Below are 12,323 nucleotides of genomic sequence, written 5' to 3' on the forward strand. Positions count from 1 at the left end.
TCATTTGAAAAGGGTTCTACTATTATCATTTTACTTTTTGTAAACGAAAGGCATGGAGATCAATAGATACAGAACTAAATACCATGGCCGCACCTAGTAATGAACATTACCATCATGATTTCACTTTTAATTGCTCATTTCTATTTTTAAAATGCGCAATGATAAACAAAAAGAAAGGAATAAAAATTTCTAATGGATAGTAGATATATTTAACATTAAGCCCTTCTTTAAAGTGCTCGGCAGAATTTATTGCGATAGCAATAGAGGCAAATAAAATTAGTAATCCAATTGGAAAAATAGGTGTTCGGGGATTTTTAATTTGAAATAAATCAACGACTCCATATACGGCAGCATAAAAAAATACGGTTACTTTAAAAAAACCTCCAATTACAAGGTAGAGCATAAAAAGTACATCAAGCCTACCAAAAGGAATACTTCGAACTGTGTTTAACAAAGGGAATGGAGATCGAATATAAGAATCGACTCCTAAAACAGTAATATTAATGATTGTAGTAATGATGATATTGATCCCACTTAAAAGTATCGCTGTAAGGCATATTTTTTTTGCCTTTTTGTATTCATTTATCTGCGGAAGGATCATTGAGAATACAATCATTTCACCAAATGGATATAGTATCGATTCACGCATAGTTGATTTTATCACTGGAATATAGCCATTTTCCAAAAATGGCTTAAGATACTCTAAATGGATTAACCCAGAAAATACTACAAGTATGAAGCCGACAATGGAGATTAAATATACGATTATAAAAAAAAGCTCACCTACTCTAACTAATACTTCAAGTCCTTTAATGATGGCATACATACTGGTAAGAATCATCAACATATTGATGACTAATAGCGGTGTATTGGTATATATAGTTGTAGTTAATAATTCCCCGAAATCTCGTAAAACTCTCGATGCATCATAAATAAAATAAATGATATAAATAAAACAAAGGATACGACCTATAAAATCACCTGTTAATTTTTGTATATAACTTGTCAGGGGAAGGTCTGGATAATAGAGGAACAAACGATAATAAATAAGAAACATCAATAGTCCGCTTATCATTCCGAGAAGTAACACTATCCAAGCATCTTGTCTGGCACTAGCCCCAATCCCAACTAAAATAGCACTTCCCATTTCAAATAAATAAACAAGTGCGAACAATTGGAAAGATGAAATTTTTGTTTTATCCATAACTCCATATCCACCATTTTTTATATAATTTCACATGACTAAGAAGGCTTTTCTAGTTCCTGTATATAAGTCAATTTGATATGTATAATATTTTTATAATATCCCATAAATAGCATTATATGTAATGCATTCTTCCATGTTATGTTTAAATGGGAAGGAGATGGCAAAATGATGGATTACGCATTAGTTATGCAGGAGCTGGAATCACTCGGCAAGGACCGAACGAAAAAAACTTACTTAAGTAATGGTGCACACGAGCCTCTTTTTGGTGTGGCTACAGGTGCAATGAAGCCACTGGCAAAAAAAATCAAGAAAAATCAGCCTTTAGCCGAGCAGCTTTATGCTTCCGGGAACTATGATGCTATGTATTTTGCCGGCATCATAGCGGACCCAACCGCAATGACGGAGGCAGATTTTGAGCGTTGGATAGAAGCAGCGTATTTTTATATGCTGTCTGATTATGTGGTGGCCGTAACTTTGGCTGAAACCGATATTGCGCAAGCGGTTGCCGATAAATGGATTGCAAGCGGTGAAGAACTTAGAATGTCGGCAGGTTGGAGCTGTTACTGCTGGCTTTTGGGGAATCGCCCGGACAGCGAATTTAGTACAAGCAAGATAGCTAGTATGCTTGATCAGGTAGAAAAGACGATTCACGATTCTCCTGATCGGACAAAATCTGCTATGAACAATTTTATCTACACCGTCGGAATTTCTTATTTGCCTCTTCATGATAAAGCGGTTGAAACTGCAAAGGCAGTAGGACCAGTCGAAATCAAGAGAGACAAGAAAAAAAGCAGTATTCTGCTAGCTTCCGAAAATATCCAAAAGGAAATAGACCGAGGAAGAATTGGTTTCAAACGCAAATATGTCAGGTGTTAGTATCGTTGGCATCTCTTGATTTCACTTCGTTTAATGTAACAGTACCATTAAAAAAAGACCGTCATTTTTCTATATCTTAGATCGTAAAAGGGATTGCAGAGCAATCCCTTTAAATCATGTCATTGAGTGATGCAGTTCTGCGATGTAACTTTGGAGAAAATGTGTAAATTGTCGAAAAACCGTTTTTTATTCACGGTCATAAATAAACGGTTAAACCCTATGCATCATAGGAAGTGAAAACAAATAGATATTTGCAACTGCAAGCAAAACCATCAATACATAATATGGAGCTAATGCTTTAAATGACCCCTTATTGCCGATTTGGTAGGCTGTATAAATAGAACCAATCATTCCGATTACAATAATGATATACTGCAACATTTGAATAGATGAAGCTGGCGCAAATGCAAGGTCCCCCCTATTTACATTCATGCCAAATAATGCAGCAGAGTTGTACCAGATGGCTTTTCCCTCTGTAATAATATGAAATAAGTTATGAGCAAGGTGTCCTGCTAAGTCTAGTGGAATTATGGCATAACCGAATCTAACAAAGTTTTTCTTTACTTTTTCTACCGAACCACCTGTTAAAGTCGCAATTTTGGCTGTTCCCCATAAAAGTCCCACTGGGATTGCCATTGCAATGATAAAGGCAACTGTAAAGTTTACATTATAGTTATCAGTACCAGTTATAGTGCCAATTGCATGTAAAATATCCTGCCAGATGGCCACCATGGTAATATTTTGTACAAACACAATTCCCATGATGACAGCAGCGAGGAAAGTATGCTCAATCATAGGCTTTTTGATTACCCACAATTCCGATGTCGGTATACGAGGGGAAATCCGAATAGAGTTATTTGGGCAATTCTTTACACAGTTTCCGCATAAGTTACAATCAGCTGAGGTATCCATGGTTCGAACAAATTGGAACATTGGGCAACCTTCTGCTTCTTCGCTTCCTTTATAACATGATTGTGTTTTACAAGTTTTACAAATTTCAGGTGTGCCGCGAAGTTCTAATGCACCAGAACGAGAGTAGTTACCAGAAAGTCCTCCTAAGAAACATAAAGTTTTACAAAATGTTCTTCTCTCAAAAAATACTGAGGTTGCCACCACCATTGTTACTAGTAGAAGAAGTAAATAACCCGATCCTCTTGGTGATTCAACGATTCCCCATATGTGATCGCTATACGTAATGGCGATAAAGAAAAGGTCAATCATCCAAAGTCCATATTTCCTTAAGAACTTTGGCATTGGACGATTACTGCCGATTGTTTTCCGAACAATGTCGCTGACCTTACCAAATGGACAGATGGTACACCAGAATCGACCGATGACTAAGAAGAAGATTGGTATTAATGGCCACCACAACACCCATGTCAGTGATGTTCCTACATTTCGGGTTGGATCAACGGTTCCTGCCACTAATTCATAAACAATGACAGAAAAAACAGCAAGGACAATCCATTGAAAAATTCCCGGATACCATTTACTCTTTATGAATGTCTTAACGATAGGAATGGATAATAGATTTGAAGTCTTCTTATCTTCCATTTGTTTATTCTCTTTAGATAACTTCTCTTTTGGGATTGCCATTGGAACCATCCTTTCTTCTGAACCATTTATTCCAAACGCCAATCACTATAAAGACAAGATTAACTGCACCAAAAGTTCCTAACACTTTAAGGTTTGCTGGTTTCTCTTTAACCGGTTCATAACTGTGACCGCCAGAGCCCTCCCTATCCATGCCTTCCATGTCATCCCCTTCAGTCATTCCTTCTATATCATGACCATCACTAGTGTTATGCTCACTACTAACGCTCTTCGTTTCATGACTCTTAGAGTTTTCCCAACTCATGTCCATTCCTTCCATATCATGTTCCGATTGTTCGTTCTGACTAGATGTAGACGGAACCATACTATGATCTCCATCAGCTAACGCGATTCTGCCCCCTGAAAATACAACCACAAGGATAATGATTAACAACCATTTTCCCTTCAAAGCCTTCACCTCATTCCAAAGTATGTGTATAATACGATAATTGCTTGACAACTAAAACTTTAATAGAAAAGTTTGCAGAAACTTTGATTTTTCTTTGTATAAAATATGTCATTTGCAAAAAAATCCCGATTTGCCACTAGATTGAAATAAAGTTTGGAAGGACCTTAAATATTGAAGGTTGAATTTTAATAAATAAGGATAAAACTATTAAATCTGCAAAGTTTCTTCAAAATTTTATTCTATTATAATGGTATAAATTTTGCTAAGGTGGATGGAGATATGAAGACAATTCTACTTGTCGATGATGAAACTCGAATGCTTGACCTTTTAGGACTCTATATAGCCCCTCATGGTTATAAATGCGTTAAGACAACCTCCGGGAAAATGGCTCTGACTTATTTTGAAAAAGAAAAAATTGACTTGGTAATCCTTGATGTTATGATCCCCGAGATGGATGGTTGGACGATATGCCGAAAAATAAGGGAATTTTCAGATGTCCCCATTATTATGTTAACTGCAAGGAGTGAAACACCCGACATTATCAGAGGGTTAAAATTTGGAGCGGACGATTACGTAACGAAACCTTTTAATGAAGAGGAATTACTGGCTAGAATCGAGGCATTGTTAAGAAGATCGAAAAAGTTAACAGAGGACAAGCATATTCTAATTTTCAATGGACTAGAATGGAAGGAAGAATCAATGGAATTAAAGTATAAAGGCCAGGTAATTTCCGTTACTCCCAAAGAATTTGCTTTAATTGGTTTGTTTATTAAAAATCCTCAAAAAGTGTACTCCCGTGACCACTTGATGTCATCGATATGGGGGCTTAGGTCCAATATAGATGATCGAACGATTGATTCCCATATTAGGAATTTACGAGAAAAGTTACGGAGTGCAGGGTTCCCTATAGATAGTCACCTTTTTACAGTTTGGGGTATTGGGTACAAATGGGTAAAGGAAGATCCTGAAAAGAACAATAAATATTTAAATAACTAAAAACAGTGCTTCCATTCGATGGAATCACTGTTTTTAGTTTACTTAAATTTGCTCCTAATTTCCGACAATAATCCAATTTTTTAAATAACTTACTTATAAAGTTTTGTGATTGTTTTTTTCTTTTTAATGGGGGAATTTTGGCTATACCATATAAAAAGGGGATTGCAATGCAATCCGCCTTCACTTTTTAAGCACTCTATTTTTTGTTTGCTTACATTTTACACGAAACTTATTTAGTAGAAAGCTCACTTTCTGTTACCCATTGATGATTTGTCACCTTTTCTCCGCCATTAGTTGGAGTGTAATCAACCATATAAACGGTAGTTTTTTCTGCCGACTCAATAGTTCCAGTTGCACCGTTCATCCCTTTCATGTGATCTGCTTCTAAGGTAACGTTTGTTCCAGGTTCTAATGCTTGATCACCAGCATCTTTAATTTCTTCTTGAATGACCCATTTATGATTTTTTACGGGTTCTCCTCCGGTAGTCGGAGTATAGGTAACAGCATATGCAATCGTATCATATGCTCCTACAATGGTTGCTTTTGCCCCGTTCATGCCTTCCATATGATCTGCTTTAATAATTGCTTGGCTACCTACTTTAAAGGTTGGATTCTCTGCTACTTTTAACCCTTCAGGAACTGTACCTGAACCAGAATGATCCATATTCCCCATGTCCATACTTTCATGATCCGTTTTCGAACTTTGATCAGAACTCTTTCCATTACTATTATTCGAACAAGCTGCTAACATAAACATTAGTAACAATGAAGCAATTCCAATCCATAATTTTTTTGATTTCATCCTATTTCCCCTCCAGAATTTAATTTACATACTCAATCCTACTAAAAAAATTTGCAGAAACTATGGATTTTTATATAACCACAGTTGGAATGTTTGATTTTCTATTAAATGGGAGAGTACGATAATTTGACAATAAAAAACCTGCCCTTGGAAATAAATAAGGACAGGTCTATAGGGGAGAACATTAACTAAAATTCTTGTAAAAACACTTTTGCCTTCAGTCCATTACTTCATAACAAGCCCGCCGTCCACATTAATACATTGTCCGGTAATAAATGAAGATAAATCCGACGCCAAGAATAAGACACTCCCTGCAATATCCTCAGGCAAAGCTAAGCGCCCCATAGGAGTCAGTTGAATTATTGATTCTCTCACATCCTCCTGTGTGTCTCTGCTTGAATCTGTTCCATAGGTTAAGCCGGGAGAAACCGCGTTGACTGTAATACCAAAGGCTCCAAGTTCTTTAGCGAGGTTTCTTGTATACCCGAGTAAAGCCATTTTTGCGGTTGAATAATCATGATAAGGAACAACGGGGAAATCGATTAGATTGCTAACAATGTTAATCATTCTACCAAACATTTGTTTTTTCATATGAGGCATGGCAGCTTTACAAACATGATAAGCTCCCCTCACATTTCCTTCCCATTGCCGTTGATAGTCTTCCCAATTCAATTCCCATGCTGTTTTCCTTGTTTTGGGATTAAAGGTGTAATGACTTAGAGCGTTGTTTACAATAACATCGATTCCGCCAAGATTCTGAATAATGATTTCTACCATCTTGTTTACCTGGTCTTTATCCGTTACATCTGCCTGCAGGGCAAGTCCTTGGCCTCCTGAGAGCTCTATTTCCTTTACTAAATTTTCGGCCAGCTGCTGGTTTTTTAAATAGTTGACGATAACAAATGAACCTTCTGCAGCAAATTTTTTCGCAATAGCTGCGCCAATTCCTCTGCTCGCTCCTGTAACTAACACGACTTTATCCTTTACATTCATACCTGCGTCTCCTTTATTCCACATCCGGGTCATAATGTTCCATATACTGTTCGACGTCCCTCTCAATATCGGTAATCTTTACTAAATCAATGAGGTTAAATCCCCCATCGTGATGCCAGCCTGATTTTGCATGATTCATACTTCCAATCGAACAAATCCGATTGACCCCGATAGAGCCTAACAAATCAGCCATTTTAAAAAGTCGATGAGGGGACAACGCCAGCCCGCAGGATTGCAAAAATGACCGGAAAGGTTTTATCGAACTCAACGAGTCCTCCAGTCGTGCAACAGCATAAACATGCACCGACCTGTTTAAAGTAGAGCCTTCAAATCCTGCTTCATCATGAAAAACCACCGTCCATGAGGTATTTCCGGTACTAGTATAGAGAGAAATGTTGTCATTATCGAATGCCTGCAGCTGATAACGATTTCGGAATTTATGGATGGCCATCGCTTCTTCATTGGAAACCTTTCCCCTAGGATGCTTAAGGTTATACCGTTCTAGTTCCGCAGCTAGCATCTCTGCAACTTGCACAGGATTAATAGCTCCACCTTCTTCTACATAAACCGATTGGGGGGTTAAGCAGCTTTGCTGATCATAGACGCATATATCCTTAGCAAGATTATGGATCGTTGTGTAATACTGATCCGGGCTTAACGCTTCCCTCCCTATCATCGCAAAACTAATTTTATGCCCATAAGATAAAAACTTCTTGCCGGCAGGTACTTGGGACCTCACTTTTTCAACTGTCTCCTGGGAGCCATAGACAATGACCGCTTCGGATGATTGAATCGCTGGTTCCTCGAGTTCAGCTGTTCCCCCTTTCCAAGGCAGGATGGCCACCGAGTCGGCAAGCTTTTCGTCCACCTCTGCTAATGACTGTACGAATAATACCGGAAAAAGCGGTTCAGACATGGAGGTTTTCCCTATGGCAGCTGATTTTACCAAGAGCCCCATGACAAGACTCCAGATTTGCACCCCCGGCACATTTCCGGAAAAGACATGAAATATAGTCGATGGGCCATACGCTCTGCTCATTCCACCCGTTTTTCGCGGCCTAAATTCATCCAGGATCGCCGGCTGGTCAAATTCTTCATCCAGAAAACGAAGCAATTCCTTTTTGCGGAAAGTTCTTATATATCTTTTCAGCTCAAGCCGAACCATCTCGGCATCATATCCAGTCATCAACGGGATGACCTTTTCTGCTAATTGGCGTAAAGGATAGTCGGGATCCAACCATTTTTGAACAGCCAAATCTATTTTTTCTACTATTTCATTTATGGATAAAGTGAATAAATAGTTCTCTCTATTGTTTTGGACTTCCTTGGCCATTCTATGAATATCCTCTCGATGAAGGATTGGATATTTTATGACAAAGACTGTATCCTCACTCTGGATCCTTTCTTCCCCTTCTTGGTCAATGACCACTGTGTTTGGGACCCTATAGACCTTTACTTCGATGTTCTTATCCACTAGCCGTTCGCACCGCCTAAATTTGCTTGTAAAAGTTGATCGACGGCAATCGAACATCCCCTTGCCTCTGACCCTTTCACCCTTCCAAGCAATACAAATCCATTCTCTGTTTTATACCCTATATCCTCTGTAAGAATGCCAAGGCAAGAGTTCCAATTGGCCAGATCATAGTGGGCAAGAACCCCGATTTCCCCGTCAGGTAATGGCTCCAATGTTTCGGTGTTAAGCACCCTGGTTTTCACCCACGCTGGTCCAGCCTTATCATGTGTAACACTTTTTTTAAAATAGGCACTTCTAATCGTTTGATCATAGATTTGTGAACTTAATTCTGTCATTCCATACATATTAATAATCCCATTTCTGCCAACTTGGAAAAATTCTTGGAACATATCATATAAACTTTCTTTTTCAATCTCCCTCGCTTGTCCTTTAAAGCCTCCCGTATCAAATAGACGACTACCTTTAGGAAGGGAAACTTTTAGGCCCTTTTCTTTTAAGTAATCTAGAATATGGACATAAGAAAAAGTCGCCCCCATCAGCATGACCGGTTCCCCATCATCCTCTGATTGTTTCAGTGCGGAAACAAGTTCATCTAATTTCAAACCCTCCTGACCAAAGAAAAACTGACTCCCTTCCTTACCGAAGAAGGAAACGGCATTGGTTAAATATCTAGAAAGGGAAGAGTTTTTATTCAAATCCTCTGCAGGAGATAGAACGAAAATTTTAATTCGTTCCCTGTCTGGCAGTACATATTGTTTAAAAGGACCCTTCATGGATGAATCCCACACCGAGAACGTCGGATGAAAATTTTTCCCCTTCTCATCAGGGTTGGTGGTTCCACTTGTCATAAACACACGAGCATTTTCAACTGGCTCACAAGAAAGGGTTAAATATTTATAACCCTGAATAGGCATCGGAGGAATTTGTTCCCATCGCTTGATGGTTAAAGGTGTCTTCCTGCTAGTTTGGCAGAACTTCTTATAGGGCAGATTATGCTCAAACTGAAATCGAAAAAGCGTTAGAGCAAGATCATTAAAATCGCGCTCATATTCCTTTTCATTAGCCGTTTTCTCGTTATACGTCTCTATGAACTGTAAAATTTGTGTGGTTAATTTTATTGAATTTTCTCTCATACAGACTCTCCTCTCTTGATCCAATTAGGAATATTGACGAATAGAAGTTGTAGAAGCACCGATAAAAAGGCTCCAATCAATATGCTATTTGATAGGAACGCGCCAAGGGTTCCTTTGGCATTTTCAAAATAAGCTGGTAATGAGATCGAAAGCAAAATCGATAAACCTATAATCATATAATTTTTCTCCAAGCTTTCAACTTTTTTAAGAATAGAGATCCCGGTATAGATTAAAGTAGCTGCTGCTGGTAAAAAGATTCCCCCAACTACCGCGTCTGGTGTTAAAGCAAGCAGTGCTCCCGCCTTTGGTACTAAACCTAGTACAACGAAAATAAGCCCTGCTACCATAACCGGAAATCTAGAGCCGACTCCCGTTAAACGCAGCAGCCCGACATTTTGGGCATAAGCAGTAGTAGGAAATCCTCCGATTAAAGAAGAAACAAATGAGCCCGCGGCTTCCCCTGCAAATCCATTTCGGATACGTTTTGAATCTAATTCGGTATGAATCATTGCTGCTGAAGCCTGATATACACCCATTGCCTCAATGACTGCTACCATATAGGCGATAAAGAATGTCAAGAACGTGCTCCAGTCAAAAGTTAGACCACCATATGGCAATACATCAGGAATGCCGAACCAAGCTTTATCCGAAAGGATGGAAAAATTGGTTTTTCCTATCGCGAAAGCTGTGATATCTCCAATAATCAAGGCAATTAAAAAGGAAAATGACTTCCACATGCCTTTACCAAAAAGGGATAACAGCAAAACAATAACAGCTGTTGAGATAGACAAGATCAGCGTATCAGGGCTGGCAAATGTTTTATCCCCTGGTACACCGCCTAAAAATTCATATAAAGTAAAATGGGATAAAGAAACTCCAACGAGGAATATGACTGTGCCTGATACAACAGGAGTAAAAATGACTTTTAATTTACCAATTATACCGGTAATCGACAGTAAAAAAACAATAATAGCACTAATAAAAATACTTCCGCTTGCAGCTGCCAGATTATTTGTCTTACCAGCAGAAATCATTAGTGCATCGAATGCAGCTGAAGGGCCCTGTATAATCGGCAGCTTAACAAGCTTGGTCGCTTGAATCAAAGTTACAATCCCCGCCGTGATAAATATAGCATTTACAATATTTGCCGATTGTGAAAGCGGCAGCCCAATCATTGCCGCTACAAAAATAGGATCGAGCCAAACATTAGAAACAAAAACATGCTGGAGACCATATAAAAAAGTCCTTAAACCAGGAAGCCTTTCATCGATTCCTATGGTTACTTGATTTTCTTGATAGTTATCTGTCTCTTTCATTTCAAAAACCCCTTTTCTATTTGAAGACTGTAAAGCGGACCATATGTACCTCTTTATTAAGAGAACACAAGGTATACAAATTCATATCTTTACAAAATAAAAAACCCCCCCGTTTTATAGCACTGGAGGAGTTGAAAATATCAAAATTACGGTCCAATAAACCATTCCTATGATATAAACACTTCCCTACGCTGGTATTAACCAGATCAGGTAGTAAGGGTTAAGGCCTTTCGGTCTAATCTCAGCCGGCTTCACCCGGCTCCCCTAGTGCTATTGTTTATACAAACTTGATTAAATATTATATTACTCTTATAAAAATAATTAGTAAAGAATATCTACTTTTCTTTAGAACCTGCCCTAGCTTAACTATCGACAGGTTTTTGCCATATTTTTGTTTCTTAATCGTGTTAGATTATGATGTTTAAATCGAATCAACCGGCGCTTGCGAACAATTAAAGGTCCCTTTTTCGATCTGAATCGTGGTATGTTCGATTCCAAATTCATCATGTAATTCCTTATTTAATCGTTGTAACAATTGATCATTATCTGCAGTTTCTTTGCGCACTAAATGAACAGTTAGTGCCGGCTCCGTTGTGCTCATTCCCCACACATGCAAATCATGTACTTCTAAAACGGACGGTTGATTCATCAAATAGGCTTTTAATTTATTGATATCAATCCCATTTGGAACAGCATCCAATGATAAATTGAGAGATTCATTCAATAATCCCCACGTTCCAATAAAGATAACAACCGCAATGACTAAACTTACAAGGGGATCAATCCATTGCCAGCCGGACCACAGCATAATGAAGCCTGATATGACAACCCCTAAAGATACCACTGCGTCGGCAACCATGTGTAAATAGGCTCCGCGGATATTTAAATCACTTTTTCTGCCTGACATAAATAATAAGGCAGTAACCGAGTTAATGACGATTCCAATAAGAGCTACAATGATAACAGTCTTGCCAGCTACAGGGGCTGGAGAGGAGAACCTTTGAACAGCTTCCCAAGCAATTGCCCCAATCGCCACGAGTAAAAATACGGCATTAAAAAGGGCAGCAAGAATGGAACTCTTCTTAAAGCCATAGGTCCGTTTGGATGTAGGGGCTTTTTTCCCTAACCAAACCGCAATCCATGCAATAATTAATCCTAAAACATCACTTAAATTATGTCCTGCGTCGGCTAGTAATGCCAGTGAGTCGCCAAGAAGTCCAAATATGACTTCAATAATAATAAAGATAATATTTAAAGTGATTCCAAAACCAAAAGCAAATCCATAATTGGCTGGTGCGTGATGATGATGACCATGATGGTGTCCATGGCCGTGTGAATGTCCGTGATGGTGATGATGACCCATGTTTATCCCCCCAGAGCTCTTATAGGTTAAGTGGCTCTTTTCTCTTTCTAAACGGAAAATATTCCGATTTAGGCTAGTCTTTCTCATGTTTATTTTTCCATACATGTTTGACAGAGTAACGTTTCGTTTTCACAGATAATATTTATCGTCACTCTCTTCAT

At 38.5% G+C, this 12,323-nt stretch carries 11 protein-coding genes and 1 riboswitch; of the genes, 2 read left to right on the top strand and 9 right to left on the bottom strand.

Features of this window, described 5'->3' with window-relative positions:
- Window positions 1-112 precede the first annotated feature (112 nt).
- Window positions 113-1,204, bottom strand: a complete 1,092-nt coding sequence (locus tag JOC76_RS07545) for a GerAB/ArcD/ProY family transporter (RefSeq protein WP_205176973.1) — start codon at window positions 1,202-1,204, stop codon at window positions 113-115.
- Between the two features lie 171 nt (window positions 1,205-1,375).
- Between JOC76_RS07545 and JOC76_RS07550 the strand changes: the two genes are divergently transcribed.
- Window positions 1,376-2,083 (top strand): DNA alkylation repair protein, encoded by a 708-nt coding sequence (locus JOC76_RS07550; protein ID WP_205177021.1) that lies wholly within the window; start codon window positions 1,376-1,378, stop codon window positions 2,081-2,083.
- A gap of 210 nt (window positions 2,084-2,293) precedes the next feature.
- Here JOC76_RS07550 and JOC76_RS07555 read toward each other — a convergent pair whose 3' ends face one another.
- Together JOC76_RS07555 and JOC76_RS07560 are read right to left on the bottom strand one after the other, a co-directional pair.
- Window positions 2,294-3,679 (bottom strand): 4Fe-4S binding protein, encoded by a 1,386-nt coding sequence (locus JOC76_RS07555; RefSeq protein ID WP_205176974.1) that lies wholly within the window; start codon window positions 3,677-3,679, stop codon window positions 2,294-2,296.
- Entirely contained in the window at window positions 3,651-4,085 is a 435-nt protein-coding gene (locus tag JOC76_RS07560; RefSeq protein ID WP_205176975.1) for a hypothetical protein, read from the bottom strand. The genes JOC76_RS07555 and JOC76_RS07560 overlap by 29 nt, the downstream gene beginning before the upstream one ends.
- A gap of 279 nt (window positions 4,086-4,364) precedes the next feature.
- On the opposite strand from JOC76_RS07560, the gene JOC76_RS07565 reads away from it, so the two are divergent.
- Entirely contained in the window at window positions 4,365-5,081 is a 717-nt protein-coding gene (locus tag JOC76_RS07565) for a response regulator transcription factor (RefSeq protein WP_205176976.1), read from the top strand.
- Window positions 5,082-5,310: 229 nt separating this feature from the next.
- Here the strand turns inward: JOC76_RS07565 and JOC76_RS07570 are convergent, their stop codons facing one another.
- The 6 genes from JOC76_RS07570 to JOC76_RS07595 form a co-directional block, all read right to left on the bottom strand.
- Entirely contained in the window at window positions 5,311-5,883 is a 573-nt protein-coding gene (locus JOC76_RS07570; RefSeq protein ID WP_205176977.1) for a YdhK family protein, read from the bottom strand.
- Window positions 5,884-6,108: 225 nt separating this feature from the next.
- Window positions 6,109-6,876: a 3-oxoacyl-ACP reductase gene (locus JOC76_RS07575; protein ID WP_205176978.1), complete on the bottom strand. Its 768-nt coding sequence runs from the start codon at window positions 6,874-6,876 to the stop codon at window positions 6,109-6,111.
- 13 nt (window positions 6,877-6,889) lie between these two features.
- Window positions 6,890-8,350, bottom strand: coding sequence for an acyl-CoA reductase (locus tag JOC76_RS07580; RefSeq protein ID WP_307784697.1), 1,461 nt, complete (start codon window positions 8,348-8,350; stop codon window positions 6,890-6,892).
- Window positions 8,350-9,483 (bottom strand): LuxE/PaaK family acyltransferase, encoded by a 1,134-nt coding sequence (locus tag JOC76_RS07585; protein ID WP_205176980.1) that lies wholly within the window; start codon window positions 9,481-9,483, stop codon window positions 8,350-8,352. Before JOC76_RS07585 ends, JOC76_RS07580 begins: the two co-directional genes overlap by 1 nt.
- Window positions 9,480-10,799, bottom strand: coding sequence for a solute carrier family 23 protein (locus tag JOC76_RS07590; RefSeq protein WP_205176981.1), 1,320 nt, complete (start codon window positions 10,797-10,799; stop codon window positions 9,480-9,482). Before JOC76_RS07590 ends, JOC76_RS07585 begins: the two co-directional genes overlap by 4 nt.
- A gap of 166 nt (window positions 10,800-10,965) precedes the next feature.
- Window positions 10,966-11,075: riboswitch (TPP riboswitch) on the bottom strand.
- Between the two features lie 145 nt (window positions 11,076-11,220).
- A complete protein-coding gene (locus JOC76_RS07595) occupies window positions 11,221-12,162 on the bottom strand; it encodes a cation diffusion facilitator family transporter (RefSeq protein WP_205176982.1) in 942 nt (313 codons plus the stop codon).
- Between the last annotated feature and the right edge of the window lie 161 nt (window positions 12,163-12,323).

The sequence above is a fragment of the Neobacillus cucumis genome (assembly GCF_016908975.1).
Classification (GTDB): domain Bacteria; phylum Bacillota; class Bacilli; order Bacillales; family Cytobacillaceae; genus Neobacillus; species Neobacillus cucumis.

What these genes read in the sequence shown, in the direction of transcription:
- JOC76_RS07555 (WP_205176974.1), bottom strand. Translation starts at nt 3,679, where the DNA reads ATGGCAATCCCAAAAGAGAAGTTATCTAAAGAGAATAAACAAATGGAA.
- JOC76_RS07550 (WP_205177021.1), top strand. Translation starts at nt 1,376, where the DNA reads ATGGATTACGCATTAGTTATGCAGGAGCTGGAATCACTCGGCAAGGAC.
- JOC76_RS07565 (WP_205176976.1), top strand. Translation starts at nt 4,365, where the DNA reads ATGAAGACAATTCTACTTGTCGATGATGAAACTCGAATGCTTGACCTT.
- JOC76_RS07570 (WP_205176977.1), bottom strand. Translation starts at nt 5,883, where the DNA reads ATGAAATCAAAAAAATTATGGATTGGAATTGCTTCATTGTTACTAATG.
- JOC76_RS07575 (WP_205176978.1), bottom strand. Translation starts at nt 6,876, where the DNA reads ATGAATGTAAAGGATAAAGTCGTGTTAGTTACAGGAGCGAGCAGAGGA.
- JOC76_RS07545 (WP_205176973.1), bottom strand. Translation starts at nt 1,204, where the DNA reads ATGGATAAAACAAAAATTTCATCTTTCCAATTGTTCGCACTTGTTTAT.
- JOC76_RS07590 (WP_205176981.1), bottom strand. Translation starts at nt 10,799, where the DNA reads ATGAAAGAGACAGATAACTATCAAGAAAATCAAGTAACCATAGGAATC.
- JOC76_RS07595 (WP_205176982.1), bottom strand. Translation starts at nt 12,162, where the DNA reads ATGGGTCATCATCACCATCACGGACATTCACACGGCCATGGACACCAT.
- JOC76_RS07585 (WP_205176980.1), bottom strand. Translation starts at nt 9,483, where the DNA reads ATGAGAGAAAATTCAATAAAATTAACCACACAAATTTTACAGTTCATA.